General features: G+C 53.6%; 16 protein-coding genes. 6 read left to right on the top strand and 10 right to left on the bottom strand.

All coding sequences use genetic code 11. From position 1 onward, the window contains the following. Positions 1-131 precede the first annotated feature (131 nt). From purB to rluE, 5 genes are read right to left on the bottom strand one after another with little or no spacing between them, the layout of a single operon-like run. Positions 132-1,502 carry an adenylosuccinate lyase gene (gene purB, locus RTN40_RS11120; protein ID WP_312228508.1) on the bottom strand — a complete coding sequence of 457 codons (1,371 nt, stop codon included), beginning with the start codon at positions 1,500-1,502 and terminating at the stop codon, positions 132-134. A gap of 19 nt (positions 1,503-1,521) precedes the next feature. Continuing rightward, positions 1,522-2,151, bottom strand: a complete 630-nt coding sequence (gene hflD / locus RTN40_RS11115) for a high frequency lysogenization protein HflD (protein WP_312228507.1) — start codon at positions 2,149-2,151, stop codon at positions 1,522-1,524. A gap of 52 nt (positions 2,152-2,203) precedes the next feature. Continuing rightward, positions 2,204-3,310: a tRNA 2-thiouridine(34) synthase MnmA gene (mnmA, locus tag RTN40_RS11110; protein WP_312228506.1), complete on the bottom strand. Its 1,107-nt coding sequence runs from the start codon at positions 3,308-3,310 to the stop codon at positions 2,204-2,206. Positions 3,311-3,365: 55 nt separating this feature from the next. Beyond that, a complete protein-coding gene (locus tag RTN40_RS11105) occupies positions 3,366-3,824 on the bottom strand; it encodes an NUDIX hydrolase (protein ID WP_312228505.1) in 459 nt (152 codons plus the stop codon). 10 nt (positions 3,825-3,834) lie between these two features. Then, positions 3,835-4,488: a 23S rRNA pseudouridine(2457) synthase RluE gene (gene rluE, locus RTN40_RS11100; RefSeq protein ID WP_312228504.1), complete on the bottom strand. Its 654-nt coding sequence runs from the start codon at positions 4,486-4,488 to the stop codon at positions 3,835-3,837. A 120-nt stretch (positions 4,489-4,608) separates the two neighbouring features. Between rluE and icd the strand changes: the two genes are divergently transcribed. Then, a complete protein-coding gene (gene icd, locus RTN40_RS11095; protein WP_144812267.1) occupies positions 4,609-5,859 on the top strand; it encodes an NADP-dependent isocitrate dehydrogenase in 1,251 nt (416 codons plus the stop codon). 56 nt (positions 5,860-5,915) lie between these two features. Here icd and RTN40_RS11090 read toward each other — a convergent pair whose 3' ends face one another. After that, the gene (locus tag RTN40_RS11090) at positions 5,916-6,704 is read right to left on the bottom strand and encodes a cytochrome c oxidase assembly protein (RefSeq protein WP_312228503.1); all 789 of its coding nucleotides are present in this window, start codon (positions 6,702-6,704) and stop codon (positions 5,916-5,918) included. Positions 6,705-6,719: 15 nt separating this feature from the next. Next, the gene (locus tag RTN40_RS11085) at positions 6,720-7,184 is read right to left on the bottom strand and encodes a DUF2243 domain-containing protein (protein WP_312228502.1); all 465 of its coding nucleotides are present in this window, start codon (positions 7,182-7,184) and stop codon (positions 6,720-6,722) included. Between the two features lie 140 nt (positions 7,185-7,324). Between RTN40_RS11085 and RTN40_RS11080 the strand changes: the two genes are divergently transcribed. The 3 genes from RTN40_RS11080 (at position 7,325) to RTN40_RS11070 (ending at position 8,546) form a co-directional block, all read left to right on the top strand. After that, on the top strand, positions 7,325-7,879 hold the full coding sequence (locus RTN40_RS11080; protein WP_312228501.1) for a histidine phosphatase family protein: 555 nt from the start codon (positions 7,325-7,327) through the stop codon (positions 7,877-7,879). Positions 7,880-8,011: 132 nt separating this feature from the next. Further along, positions 8,012-8,248: a TA system antitoxin ParD family protein gene (locus RTN40_RS11075; protein WP_312228500.1), complete on the top strand. Its 237-nt coding sequence runs from the start codon at positions 8,012-8,014 to the stop codon at positions 8,246-8,248. Further along, positions 8,217-8,546, top strand: coding sequence for a type II toxin-antitoxin system RelE/ParE family toxin (locus RTN40_RS11070; protein ID WP_312228499.1), 330 nt, complete (start codon positions 8,217-8,219; stop codon positions 8,544-8,546). The genes RTN40_RS11075 and RTN40_RS11070 overlap by 32 nt, the downstream gene beginning before the upstream one ends. 70 nt (positions 8,547-8,616) lie before the next feature. Here RTN40_RS11070 and yncL read toward each other — a convergent pair whose 3' ends face one another. After that, a complete protein-coding gene (gene yncL, locus RTN40_RS11065; protein ID WP_103821162.1) occupies positions 8,617-8,709 on the bottom strand; it encodes a stress response membrane protein YncL in 93 nt (30 codons plus the stop codon). Between the two features lie 193 nt (positions 8,710-8,902). On the opposite strand from yncL, the gene RTN40_RS11060 reads away from it, so the two are divergent. Continuing rightward, positions 8,903-9,529 (top strand): LysE family translocator, encoded by a 627-nt coding sequence (locus tag RTN40_RS11060; protein ID WP_312228498.1) that lies wholly within the window; start codon positions 8,903-8,905, stop codon positions 9,527-9,529. Here RTN40_RS11060 and RTN40_RS11055 read toward each other — a convergent pair. Both RTN40_RS11055 and RTN40_RS11050 read right to left on the bottom strand, forming a co-directional pair. Next, on the bottom strand, positions 9,526-11,340 hold the full coding sequence (locus tag RTN40_RS11055) for a sensor domain-containing phosphodiesterase (protein WP_312228497.1): 1,815 nt from the start codon (positions 11,338-11,340) through the stop codon (positions 9,526-9,528). The two genes, RTN40_RS11060 and RTN40_RS11055, sit on opposite strands and share 4 nt — an antisense overlap. 356 nt (positions 11,341-11,696) lie before the next feature. Beyond that, complete coding sequence (locus RTN40_RS11050; protein WP_312228496.1) at positions 11,697-12,725, bottom strand: sensor domain-containing diguanylate cyclase; 1,029 nt, start codon at positions 12,723-12,725, stop codon at positions 11,697-11,699. A gap of 246 nt (positions 12,726-12,971) precedes the next feature. Here RTN40_RS11050 and RTN40_RS11045 point away from each other — a divergent pair, with 246 nt between their 5' ends. Further along, positions 12,972-13,277, top strand: coding sequence for a hypothetical protein (locus RTN40_RS11045; RefSeq protein ID WP_312228495.1), 306 nt, complete (start codon positions 12,972-12,974; stop codon positions 13,275-13,277). Positions 13,278-13,290 lie beyond the last annotated feature (13 nt).

The raw sequence follows: 13,290 nt of genomic DNA, 5'->3' as shown, positions 1-13,290 counted from the left end.
CTCCCATATATTCTTGTTGTGAATAGTTTAACGCGAATTAGTGATTATGAGGCGATCGGAATCAACAGAGAGTAAACCAGCGGGGAAACAGCCCGCTCCCCAAATGAGAGCGGGCTAAAACAAGCAGAAGATTATTTCAGCTCATCAACCATAGTGATGGCCCGACCAATGTAGTTGGCAGGGGTCATGGCTTTAAGACGGGTTTTCTCCTCTTCCGGCAGCGCCAGGCCGTCGATAAACTGCTTCATACCTTCGGCGTCGACGCGCTTGCCGCGAGTCAGCTCTTTTAATTTTTCGTACGGCTTTTCGATACCGTAGCGGCGCATTACCGTCTGGATCGGCTCCGCCAGCACTTCCCAGTTGTGATCCAGCTCGTCGAGTAGACGATCGCGGTTCACTTCCAGCTTGCTCACGCCTTTCAGCGTCGATTGGTAGGCGATCAGCGCGTAGCCGATGCCGACGCCAAGGTTACGCAGCACCGTGGAGTCGGTGAGGTCGCGCTGCCAGCGGGAGACCGGCAGCTTAGCCGCCAGGTGCTGCAGCACCGCGTTAGAGAGGCCCAGGTTGCCTTCGGAGTTTTCGAAGTCGATCGGGTTAACCTTGTGCGGCATGGTTGAGGAGCCGATTTCACCGGCGATGGTCTTCTGCTTGAAGTGGTTCAGGGCAATGTAGCCCCAGACGTCGCGGTCAAAGTCAATCAGGATAGTGTTGAAGCGCGCCATGCAGTCAAACAGCTCGGCGATATAGTCATGCGGCTCGATCTGGGTGGTGTACGGGTTCCACTGGATCCCCAAAGAGGTGACAAACTCCTCGCTAAACTGGTGCCAGTCCACTTCCGGGTAGGCCGCGATGTGGGCGTTATAGTTACCCACCGCGCCGTTAATCTTCCCAAGGATCTCCACCTGGGCGAGCTGACGGAACTGACGCTCCATGCGGTAGGCCACGTTGGCCATCTCTTTACCCATGGTTGACGGCGTGGCCGGCTGACCGTGGGTGCGGGAGAGCAGGGGGATATCGCGATACTGCACCGCCAGATCTTTTACCGCATCGATAAGCTTGCGCCAGTAGGGCAGAACCACCTCTTCGCGAGCGGTATGCAGCATCAGGGCGTGGGAGAGGTTATTGATATCTTCTGAGGTGCAGGCGAAGTGGATGAACTCAGAGACCGCGTGCAGGGCTGGAACGTCGGCCACTTTCTCTTTCAGAAAATACTCTACTGCTTTCACATCATGGTTAGTGGTGCGCTCAATTGTTTTGATACGTGCGGCGTCTTCTTCGCTAAATTCCGCAACAATCTTATCGAGGTAACCGTTTGCGTCGGCAGCAAAAGCAGGAACTTCCTTGATAGCTGCATGTGCCGCCAGCTTTTGCAGCCAGCGTACTTCTACCTGAACACGAAACTTCAGCAGGCCGTATTCGCTGAAGATCTCGCGTAGCGCGCTGACTTTATCGCCGTAGCGTCCATCGACAGGGGAAACGGCGGTCAGTGAGGATAATTCCATAAGACAAAACTCCGGGACGTTAACAATGGGCAAGAATTTGTTTCGCCTGCGTAGACAGACGATTACGGGAAAACATCAGCTGCAGACGGCCACCGCCAACCTGGTGCCAAAGCACGGCGGCGCGGATGCCAGCGAGCAGCGAAGCGCGAACTTTAGCCTGTACCTGAGCGCTTTGCAGCACCGCCGGGGTGCCGGTGACCTGAATACGCGGGCCAAGGGGGCTAATAACATCAACATAGATTGCGGCCATCGCGCTTAACAGGGTCTCAGAGTGCAGATCGAAATGCTCGAGCTGGCGCTGTAGCCCGGCGATGCGGCTGCCAAGCTCATCCATGGCACCTTTACTCGCGGCGAGCTTACGTTCCAGCACCATCAGGCTCAGCGTATAGCGCGTCAGCTCGGCATTCAGTCCCTGGCGGCTGCTGGCGTTAAGCACGCCAAGCAGCGTTTCGAGGCCCATACGCAGGTTGGCTTCGCTGCCGCCAAACACCGCCAGGGTGGAGTCCGGATTCTGGTCAATAACGCTGTTCAGCGAGACATGCAGCGCATCGGAATCACAGGTACCCTGGTGCGCCAGCTGCTGCACCAGACGGGCCGACTGACAGATCCCTGCCAGCGCGATGGTGATATCATAATAGTTCTTCGCCACACTCACTCCTTGTATCCCCGCCACCTAAGATGCAACGGGGAGAATGTCTACGTTAAACCGGCAGCGGCAGACGCTGCTCAATAATGCCACCGCCCAGGCACACGTCGCCGCTGTAGAAAACAGCGGACTGGCCCGGCGTAACGGCAGCAACCGGCTCGTCAAAATGGACTTCGATACGATCGTCATCCAGCGCGGTGACCGTGCAGGGAATATCGGTCTGGCGATAGCGCGTCTTCACCGTGCAGTGCAGCGTGCCGGTAAAGGCTTCGCGATCGACCCAGTGCAGCTGTTGGGCAATCAGGCCCACCGACATCAGGCGCGGGTGATCATGACCCTGGGCGACGATCAGCACGTTATTTTCAACGTCTTTATCGACCACGTACCATGGATCTTCGCTGCCCTCTTTGGTGCCGCCAATGCCGAGGCCTTTACGCTGTCCGAGGGTGTGATACATCAGCCCCTGGTGCTCGCCAATCTCGTCGCCGTCAACGGTGATAATTTTACCCGGCTGGGCAGGCAGGTAACGGCCCAGGAACTCGCGGAATTTACGCTCGCCGATAAAGCAGATACCGGTGGAGTCTTTCTTTTTCGCGGTGATCAGACCCAGCTCTTCAGCGATTTTACGCACCTCAGGCTTCTCCAGCTCGCCGACCGGGAAGAGGCTCTGGGCGATCTGCTCGTGACCAAGGGTATAGAGGAAGTAGCTCTGATCTTTATTGCCGTCCAGACCGCGCAGCAGACGGCTTTTGCCGTCAACGTCTGCCCGGCGCACGTAGTGGCCGGTAGCGATGTAGTCCGCGCCGAGATCTTCAGCGGCAAACTCAAGGAAGGCTTTAAATTTGATCTCTTTGTTGCAGAGGATATCTGGGTTTGGCGTGCGGCCAGCCTTATACTCTTCGAGGAAGTGCTCAAAGACGTTATCCCAGTACTCTGCGGCAAAGTTAACGGTGTGCAGCTCAATGCCGAGCTTGTCGCACACCGCTTGCGCATCGGCAAGGTCGGCGGCGGCGGTGCAGTATTCCTCGCCGTCATCCTCTTCCCAGTTCTTCATGAACAGGCCTTCCACTTGATAGCCCTGCTGTTGCAGCAGGTAAGCGGAGACGGAAGAGTCAACACCGCCGGACATCCCGACGATCACTTTTTTTGGGCTTTCAGACATAGAATACTCGCGACATTAAACTTCAAGGCGGCGTATTCTAGCATGCAAGCGCGTCTCAGGCATCACTTGTAAAAGGCCAGTTAAATTCACCGATCAGTTCTAGCGGATAGCGCTGCCCGCTTTGGTAACAGCGGATGCTCTCGGCTACCAGCGGTGAGCGCAGGTTGGAAGCGGTTAAAATCTCATCGGCACTCACCCACAGGCAGCGATCGATATCGCCATCGTTAGGCCAGGTAGCGCACGTTTCGTTAAGCTCAATGGCAAACAGAAAGCGCAGGAAGGGGGTGTTATCCGGCGCAATCCACTGGTGCATGCGGATGAAATGCTGGGGCACGGCATCAATGCCGGTCTCTTCCCACAGCTCACGCGCGGCAGCCTGCACCAGCGTCTCGTTTGCCTCCAGATGTCCGGCAGGCTGGTTCCAGAGCGCCTTGTCGTTAATGGTCTCTTCAACAACGAGAAACTTTCCCTGGGCATGAACAATGCAGGCAACGGTAACGTGCGGTTTAAACATACTCTCTTCCTTATTCAGCAATATCTCGCCACTCACCGTTAGCGAGATTTTCCAGCGTGTAATTCCCCATAGCGTAACGGATCAGGCGCAGCGTGGGAAAACCGACGTGCGCGGTCATGCGTCTGACCTGGCGATTACGCCCTTCATAAAGAGTGATTTTCAGCCAGGCGGTAGGAATGGACTTACGCTCGCGGATCGGCGGGTTGCGTGGCCAGAGCCACTCTGGCTCGCTGACCAGCTCGACGCCAGCGGGCAGGGTAGGACCATCGTTAAGCGTCACCCCGGTGCGCAGCGCCGCCAGCGCCTCTTCGCCGGGTTCGCCCTCAACCTGGACGTAGTAGATCTTCCCGGTACGCTTGCCCGGCTGCGTCAGCCGCGCCTGCAATGCACCGTCGTTGGTCAGCACCAGCAGCCCTTCGCTATCACGATCGAGACGGCCAGCGGCGTAAACGTCGGTAACAGGAATAAAATCTTTCAGCGTGCTGCGTCCGGCCTCGTCGGTAAACTGCGGCAACACATCGTAGGGTTTATTGAACAAAATCACACGTTTTGGGTGGTTTTTGCCGCTGCGGTGAGTGGGTTGTTGTGAGCTGAATCGCTTAACCCGGTGATCTCTAAAAGAAGTTTTGCGCATGGTATTTTCAGATATTAACAATTGTCGCATTATAGCGGAATAACTTGCGCCTTTCATGCCAGCCAACAATCAGTTAGTATTGACAGGCCCATTACAATTTATTAACAAAACAGCAGAACGAAAACACGCTCGAACTCGAAGGAGAGGTGAATGGAAAGCAAAGTAGTTGTTCCGGCGGAAGGTAGTAAGATCACCCTGCAAGACGGCAAGCTGAACGTGCCTAACAATCCGATCATCCCGTTTATCGAAGGTGATGGTATCGGTGTGGACGTGACGCCGCCGATGATCAAGGTGGTCGATGCCGCCGTGCAAAAGGCCTACAACGGTGAGCGTAAAATTTCCTGGATGGAAATTTATACCGGTGAGAAATCGACCCAGGTGTATGGCCAGGACGTCTGGCTGCCGACTGAGACCCTGGATCTGATCCGTGAGTATCGTGTAGCAATCAAAGGTCCGTTGACTACCCCAGTCGGCGGCGGTATTCGTTCTCTGAACGTTGCCCTGCGTCAGGAGCTTGACCTCTACGTCTGCCTGCGTCCGGTACGTTACTACCAGGGGACGCCAAGCCCGGTTAAACACCCGGAGCTGACCGACATGGTGATCTTCCGTGAAAACTCAGAAGACATCTACGCCGGTATCGAGTGGAAAGCCGACAGCGCTGACGCTGAAAAAGTGATTAAATTCCTGCGCGAAGAGATGGGCGTGAAGAAGATTCGCTTCCCGGAACATTGCGGTATCGGCATTAAGCCGTGCTCGGAAGAGGGTACCAAACGTCTGGTGCGCGCTGCCATTGAGTATGCGATCACTAACGACCGTGACTCCGTGACTCTGGTGCACAAAGGCAACATCATGAAGTTCACCGAAGGCGCGTTCAAAGACTGGGGCTACCAGCTGGCACAGGAAGAGTTCGGCGGTGAACTGATCGACGGCGGCCCGTGGCAGAAGATTAAAAACCCGAACACCGGCAAAGAGATCATCATTAAAGATGTGATCGCCGATGCGTTCCTGCAGCAGATCCTGCTGCGTCCGGCCGAGTACGACGTGATTGCCTGTATGAACCTCAATGGTGACTACATCTCCGACGCCCTGGCAGCCCAGGTTGGCGGGATCGGTATCGCACCGGGCGCGAACATTGGCGACGAATGCGCGCTGTTCGAAGCAACCCACGGTACTGCACCAAAATACGCAGGCCAGGACAAAGTAAACCCAGGCTCAATCATCCTCTCCGCAGAGATGATGCTCCGTCACATGGAGTGGTTCGAAGCCGCAGACCTGATCGTTAAAGGCATGGAAGGCGCGATTAACAACAAAACCGTGACCTATGACTTTGAACGTCTGATGGACGGCGCTAAGCTGCTGAAATGCTCAGAGTTTGGTGACGCGATCATCGAAAACATGTAATCCAGACTCTGGATTAGATGACAACGGGAGCCAGTGTGCTCCCGTTTTTATTGCCGCTAATAACTCTTCAGCGCGTAAGGCAACGTGCTGCGCTGCCGGAACCAGGCCGCAAAGAAGCCGATGATAATGAGAAACTCGGCAAGATCGCCGCCGTAATACATCCACTGCGCGGCCGCCTGAATCTCTTCAAGGCTGGCCGAGGTTCCTTGCGGATATCCATAGCCGTACATTAGCTTGCCGAGAATCGCGTGCGCGGCGGTAGCTAAGAAAATCACTATCAGCCGGACGTTTCTCGATGGGCGATGGGGAGCAGGATCCGGCCCGGCGACGGACCAGGTAAACAGGTAGCCGGAGAGGACAAAATGCAGATGCAGGAACACAAACAGCACGGAATCGCCCATGCTCAACGCGTAAAAGGGAGTGAGGTAGAGCAGGTACATCCCGCCTATATCCAGAAACGCCGCGGTAACCGGGTGGATCAGAAAACGTATCGGGCGAATACGGAGCAAGTTCATAATGCCGCGAGCCGTTCGGGCTGGAACGCTGCGTAGCAAAAGGGAACCCGGTGCGCCAAATACCAGTCCAAGCGGCCCAAACATCCCTAAAAACAGATGCTGCAACATATGGCCGCGCAGATCGTGATGCGCCCAGCCTGCCAGAGGCGGCAGCATGGCGGCCACGATCAACAGGGTTCCAGCGGTAAAGCTGGCGATGCGCCAGCCGCTCCAGCGAGCGGTACGGCGTATACGGACGGCGGCGAAGAGATAGAAGCAGAGCAGCACCAGAGGAACAATCACCAGTAGAATGAACAGCGCGAAAGAAGGTACGCCTTCTGGATGGTGCATCATCGGCTCCACGGCTTAGCCCCTTGCCGTACGTCGCGCGCGGCGAAGTATCAGATAGCCTACAAACAGTAGCAGCAGGGCAAATCCGTTCCAAATAAGGTCGTAGAGCAGAACGTTTTCAACGTAGCGGATCTGATGCAGCCTGAGCAGCTTGTGATCGACAATGCCGTCGAACAGCTGAAAACCGCCCATGCCAAAAACGAAGCCCGCCCATGCTGCTGTCCGGTTAAGCACACCGCGACGGTAAAGATTGAAAAACATAAAAAAGCCGAGCACAAATAAGATCAGCTCAGCAGAGTGCAGCAGCCCATCTGATAGCAGGCTAAACGCCGGCGTGCCCCAGTCAAAAAAGTGATGCCAGGCGAGGATCTGATGAAATACCACCTCATCAATCGCCGCCATCATACCGATGCCAAGTGGAACGGTGGCTGTTAGAGATCGTTTTAAGTCGGAATGACGAGCAGACGTTAATGGCGGCATTGCGCTCTCCTGAGCAAGATTAAAATCTTAATTAAGAAGCGTAGTTGAAAACAACCGGGTTCCGGAGACATGTTGCTGGCAAAGGTGCTAATCTGCTGATTTGTTGAGTCTGTTTGATAATCAGAGGGAAATTATCCGCAATGGAGATTACGTTAGTAAGGCATGGCAAACCCGATTTGAAGAAGTCTGGCAGCGTCAGTACGGCGGGCATGGGAGAGTGGGTGTCGGCATACGATGCGTCCCATATTTCTGGCTCGCCAGGGTCTGCGGCCAACGCGGCGTGTCAAAGCAGTAATCTCATCGTCAGCAGTCCGCTTCCTCGGGCAATTTCCTCCCTTGAGACCCTGGGCGTGAAGCCGGATCTTATTTTACATGAGCTGAGCGAGGCTCAACTGCCCATCTTCAACGTACCGGCGATTAAACTGTCGCCATCACTGTGGCTGATACTCTTCAGGCTGCTCTGGCTGGCAGGCGCTTCGTCGAACAGTGAGTCTTACTCTGATGCGAAACAGAGAGCTAAAAAAGTCGCGGATCGCCTGAGGGCGCTGGCCGATGAACACGATCGCGTTCTCAGCATGGGGCACGGCATCATGAACAAACTGATATCCAAAGAGCTGGAACGCGCTGGCTGGAGAAAAGTTACGGATGGGAAATCGGATTACTGGGGAACGGTAAGATACTGCTATAAAACGTGAGCCAGATGAATCTTCCTTCTCATCACCGTAGCGTAAAGATTGCATAATGCGACAAAATGTCGCATATTGACTTGCGCACGCTTTGCATACAAATTTTCCACGCAAGGTGATTAAATCCGGGAGACAGGTGATATGGCCATAAGCATTCGTTTAGACGACGACTTCGTTAGCGACGTAAAGATTCATGCTGAAGCAGCAAACCGCAGCGTTCCCAGGCAAATTGAGCATTGGGCAAAAATAGGGCGGATTGCGGAGGATAACCCCGACCTTCCCTATAGCTTTATCAGTGAAACCCTGCTGGCGCAAAGCGAATTTAAAAACCAGAAGGTAACGCGATATGCCAGAAGGACAGGGCGTTCAAAAGATTGATGTTTACCAGAGTCGCCGTTTCGAAAAAGCACTGGATAAACTTCCTGCCACCTTACTGAAGGTAGTGGAGGATGAAATCGATAAAATCATTGATAACCCAGCTATAGGCGAGCAGAAGAGAGGCGACCTCAGTTTTCTCTGGGTTCATAAATTTCAGCTGAATAAACAGCAGGTGCTTCTGGGGTATAGTTGGGTCAAGGGTAAGCTGGAGCTATACCTGCTCAGCATCGGCTCGCACGAAAATTTCTATCAAAATCAGAAAAATAATCGAAAGGGCGACTTGAAGCTTATCGGTTAATCAATAAAGTAAAACGGGAGCCAGTCAGTTCCCGTTTTTATTACCTATGACAACCCGGTCTTAAACAGTGTCAAAACCAGTTGTACTTAGAAGAGAGTGTCAGAAAGAGACCCGCTGCGGCTAACACGTTCAGCAAGACTACCGTTCTGCTTGATACATTCATTGTTGCGTCCTTTCGGTTAAGTGACGGGGAGTTTAAACCAATTCAATGAAGTAAAAACTACCAAAAATAGTGTATGCCTAATGGCAGAGTCTTCACGATAGCTGCCGGGCATTTACAATGAAAAAAGTATAGACGTGACTCGCCTGACGTAAAGTATGATTCGGTATCTTTTACATAACTCTGGAGAAACCCCGTGACCATTTATGACTCCCTGCTGGCGTTTACGCTGGCTGCCGCGCTGCTTACCCTGACGCCAGGTCTGGATACCGCTCTGGTGTTGCGTACCGCCTCGGTGGAGAGCCGGGCGCAGGCGTTTAAAGTGGCGCTGGGTATCAATGCCGGCTGCTTTATCTGGGGAGCAATGGTGGCGTTTGGTCTCGGAGCGTTGATCGCCGTCTCTGAACTGGCCTACTCAATTTTGAAATACTGCGGCGCGGCATACCTCTGCTGGCTGGGGGTAAACATGCTGCTGAGCCGCGGGGGTGGGTTAACCGCCGCGGCGGAGGGCAATGCGCCAAAAGCGAAGCAGAGCGGCTTTATGGAGGGGCTGCTGGGTAATCTATTGAACCCTAAAATGGGCGTTTTCTACGTCTCCTTTTTGCCGCAGTTTATTCCCCACGGCCAGCCGTTAATTGCCTGGACCTTTGGGCTGGTGGCAATTCATGTGGTGCTGGGGCAGACCTGGTCTACGGTACTGATTCTGGCGACGCGCCCGCTCGGTCGTTTCCTGAAACGCAGCGCGGTGATGCGCTGGATGGATCGCACCACCGGCACGCTGTTTATTCTCTTCGCCGCTAAGCTGGCGCTGAGCAAACGCTAACAGGTACCATTGCGCAGCAGGCCGGGTAATTTATCCACCGCGCTGCCGTTTGCCAGCCAGGCCGGGATCTCCGCGGCAGGAATTGGCCTGGAGAAGTAGTACCCCTGCGCCTCGTCGCAGCCATACGCCTTCAGCATCATGGCTGTTTGACGATCTTCAATCCCTTCTGCAAGCACCAGATAGTTCAGTTCCTTTAGCATCATGATGACGTTGCGGGCGATAATACGGCTATCGGAGTCGGCGACAATTTGGCTAATGAGCGAACGATCAAGCTTGATAATGTCTATGGGAATGCGTCGCAGATAGCTGATATTGCTGTAGCCCGCACCGAAATCATCCAATAGAATTTTGAAGCCCTTCTTTTTCAGCTGGCCCAGCTCGTACAGCGCCTCATCGCTTTCCAGCACTTTCTCGGTCTCCAGGCATTCGATGCGCAAATCCGCTGCGGTCAGCCCCGCACGAATAAGCTTTTTCTCCAGCTCGTCGGCAAAGCCCTGGCGCGAGAAGTCACTCACCGTGACGTTAATCGAAATAGGTAGGCCAATCCCATCCCTACGCCATGCCTGAAGCTGGGAAATCACGGTCTTAATCACCCAATGGGTGATGTCCGTCATCAGGCTGGTCTTCTCTGCAAGCTGAACAATGGTGGAGGGGGGCACGTTGCCCTGTACCGGATGATGCCAGCGAAGCAGCGCTTCGCAGCCCTCCGTCAGCCCGGTATGCAGGGAAATTTTTGGCTGGTAGACCAAATAGAGCTGATCTTTCGCTTTAATCGCCTCGCTAAGATCGTGCAGCAGGCGGAAGTGGTTATTGCGTTTCTGATCGAGGATCGGATCGAACGCAAGAAGTGGAATTTGCTGGCGCATCGCCTCGTGCAGGGCGCTGATCGCCTGACGGAGGATCTCATGCGGATCGTCATCCTGCGGTCTGAAGTTGACGTAGCCGGTATGCACCTTGAGCTGAATATCGATATCGCCGCGGATCTGCGCCTCGATATCCGGCAGGGAGGCTGCCTTTTGGATCAGCGTTTGCGCATAATCGGCATTAACCAGCAAGGCGTAACGGCCAGGGGCGAAGGCAAACAGCGTCATCCGTGCGGGCAGCTTCAAGCGCAGACGTAGCAGCGGACCAAAACCGCGTAGCATCTTCTCTACTTCGGGCACACCCAGATAGCGCGCCAGCTCATAAGCACGGGGCATATCAATACAGTCCAAAAGGATCAATGACCAGCACTGCGTGTTTTGATCGAGCACCAGCTTCTCCATCTCTTTCAGCAGGAACTGGCGGTTGGGCAGCCCGGTCAGGCCGTCGATGCGGCCCAGCGAGTACCATGCTTCCAGATAAGTACTGGCAAGGGCGGCAATACGCAGGAAGTTTTCAATCTGTTCAGACGTTGGGAAGATTGTTTGAGCATGGCTTACGCACAGCGTGCCCAGTACAAATCCATCTTTTGTTTGCAGAGGAGCAGCGGCATAAAAAATCACCAGTCCACTATTGACCAGGGCGTGATTGGCAAAGCGGCTATCGGTACGGGTATCGTGGCAGATAACCGGTTCGGCGCTGGCAACGGCATATTGACACATGGTTTCAGGGATCGGTAATTTTACCTGCAGCCGAGGGACATTCTTGACATATTTAATATATTGATGCTGGTCGTCAAAAATGGTGACGAAGCAGCTGCTGACCCCCATGATATCGCTTGCCAGAGTAGCAAACTCGCCAAGGGCGGTGTCTCTCGCTTTATCTTGCTTACGTAAGAGAGCAAGCGCCGCCAATCTTTTTGTTTCGTTCTTGTTGAGTCCGCTGAACATCTATGAGCTCCTGCTCAGATTATGATCTGAACCCTTAATATAATTTTCACTGTAATATTATTTGTAACACCAAATTAACATATCAGCCACGCGTCAAAGCTTTTATGCAACATAAATGATGTTATGGGAGTAACAGCACGTGAGAAAGGTGAGTGCGAGGTACAGAATATATCGTCTGCATTTTAAAAGCAGCAGACGATATCAGTCGGTAATTAACGAGGGGGGCGTTACCACCATCCCAACTGCGTACCGGCAACGACAACAATTGCTACAATAAGCATAATCACGGTTGTTTTTTTCACGTCTTCCTCCAGAAGATCGTTCAAATAATTGATTAACGCTGATGCCGTAAGATATTAATCCAGACGAATAACGGGGCTTTTTTGCCGACTTTTTTTCTCCTGGTACATGGCAACATCGGCCATGCGCAGGGCAGTATCGGCGTCGGTCTGCGTTGGGTCAACCTCTACAATACCAATACTGGCACCGGGATAATAGATACGTACATCCCCCAGGGTATAGTTGCCGGTGATATGCCCACTCAAGCGTGCCTTAAGTTCATTAAGGTAAGTTTCATCGCTTTTTCCCCCTGCGCTGCCAGGGCAGGCAAGCATAAACTCATCGCCGCCCAGTCTTCCAGCCATGTCGTTACCGTCGCACTGGCGCATGATCCGTTGACCCACCTGAACCAGAAACAGATCGCCAACGTCATGGCCAAAGCTGTCGTTAATGGACTTAAAGTTATCGAGATCGATAAAGGCGATGATCACCGGCACCTCCAGATGGCGCGCCAGCGAGAAGAGAGTGGTGAGGTTATCAAAGATCGCCCGTCGGTTTGGCAGGCCGGTGAGGGCGTCGGTGTAGGAGTGAGCAATCAGCGCCGCGTTGGCTTCACGCAGCTGTGCCACCAGCGACTCCTTCTGGATCGCCTGGGAAATGAGTCCGGCAAAGAGCTGTAGAACCTGATTTGCCCGCACGCTTAGCACATGGGTTTCGGCGCTGGCAGCACAAAGCGTGCCGTACAGTGTCCCGTCGGCAAGATGTACAGGTGTGCTGAGATAAGTTTTGATGCCCAGCGCACGGGCAGGGGCACAGTCGCCCCAGAGTTCAGCAACGTTATTGCTGAAAAAGCATTCATCATCCAGCGCGCGCTTGCAAAGCGTGTCACCCCAGGGAACAGAGAACCCTTCGGGAATATTCATCTGTTTGCTGTTCCGGGCATACAGAATATGTTGCAGGCGGGCGTCAATATCGATTTTGGTCAGGTAGGTTGACTCCATCTCGGTCACCAGCTCAAGCATCTCCAGCAGCTGGCGAACCAGGCTTTCAACGGTTTGTTCGCTTGCGAGTGTTTCCGAGACGCGAGCCAGAATAATATCTGACATGACTATCTTTTACTCCCGTATAAAGGCAATAACCCCTTATACGTTATGGTGAATATTTGGACTATCTGTACAGTTAAACATGAAATGCAGTAGATTCATATATCATGTTTTCTCATGCACAAAAAATAGTAGGGATTTTGAGCGCGGCTATGAATTACTGTCGTGACAATAACCTATTTCTCAGAGTAAAATTTCACTTAGGAATTATCCTAATCGCAAATTCTATTTTCTGTGAACGAGAGAGCTATGTTTCAGTTAAAACCGGGCAGCCTGGCAATGATTATTGGCGCACAAACTCCAGCTGGACGCCGCAATATTGGTAAATCCGTGGAGCTGTTTGCGCTGTGCCAGCCGGGAGAGCGTTTCCTCAACCCGGTTAATGGCGTAATGACAGATATGCCGGTTACTGCCCCGCGAGCGCTATGGCTGGTGACGGGGGATGTTATAGCCTTTGACGGCCAGCAAGGGTTTGTGTTCGTTCGCGCCGAGCACCTGATGCCGCTTCTGCCTGATTCACAGCCGGAAGAGGCCGATGCCCGCGAGTGGTGCTAATCGGCATCACCCA

The organism is Pseudescherichia sp., assembly GCF_031987975.1.
In the GTDB taxonomy this organism is placed as follows: domain Bacteria; phylum Pseudomonadota; class Gammaproteobacteria; order Enterobacterales; family Enterobacteriaceae; genus Pseudescherichia.
Note: the sequence above shows the minus strand (reverse complement) of the source record. Positions and strands in the feature narration are given on the sequence as shown.

Coding starts and splice junctions, on each gene's coding strand:
- RTN40_RS11055 (WP_312228497.1), bottom strand. CDS start 11,340: ATGTTCAGCGGACTCAACAAGAACGAAACAAAAAGATTGGCGGCGCTT.
- icd (WP_144812267.1), top strand. CDS start 4,609: ATGGAAAGCAAAGTAGTTGTTCCGGCGGAAGGTAGTAAGATCACCCTG.
- RTN40_RS11045 (WP_312228495.1), top strand. CDS start 12,972: ATGTTTCAGTTAAAACCGGGCAGCCTGGCAATGATTATTGGCGCACAA.
- mnmA (WP_312228506.1), bottom strand. CDS start 3,310: ATGTCTGAAAGCCCAAAAAAAGTGATCGTCGGGATGTCCGGCGGTGTT.
- RTN40_RS11085 (WP_312228502.1), bottom strand. CDS start 7,184: ATGCCGCCATTAACGTCTGCTCGTCATTCCGACTTAAAACGATCTCTA.
- RTN40_RS11080 (WP_312228501.1), top strand. CDS start 7,325: ATGGAGATTACGTTAGTAAGGCATGGCAAACCCGATTTGAAGAAGTCT.
- yncL (WP_103821162.1), bottom strand. CDS start 8,709: ATGAATGTATCAAGCAGAACGGTAGTCTTGCTGAACGTGTTAGCCGCA.
- RTN40_RS11090 (WP_312228503.1), bottom strand. CDS start 6,704: ATGCACCATCCAGAAGGCGTACCTTCTTTCGCGCTGTTCATTCTACTG.
- RTN40_RS11105 (WP_312228505.1), bottom strand. CDS start 3,824: ATGTTTAAACCGCACGTTACCGTTGCCTGCATTGTTCATGCCCAGGGA.
- RTN40_RS11070 (WP_312228499.1), top strand. CDS start 8,217: ATGCCAGAAGGACAGGGCGTTCAAAAGATTGATGTTTACCAGAGTCGC.
- rluE (WP_312228504.1), bottom strand. CDS start 4,488: ATGCGACAATTGTTAATATCTGAAAATACCATGCGCAAAACTTCTTTT.
- RTN40_RS11050 (WP_312228496.1), bottom strand. CDS start 12,725: ATGTCAGATATTATTCTGGCTCGCGTCTCGGAAACACTCGCAAGCGAA.
- RTN40_RS11075 (WP_312228500.1), top strand. CDS start 8,012: ATGGCCATAAGCATTCGTTTAGACGACGACTTCGTTAGCGACGTAAAG.
- purB (WP_312228508.1), bottom strand. CDS start 1,502: ATGGAATTATCCTCACTGACCGCCGTTTCCCCTGTCGATGGACGCTAC.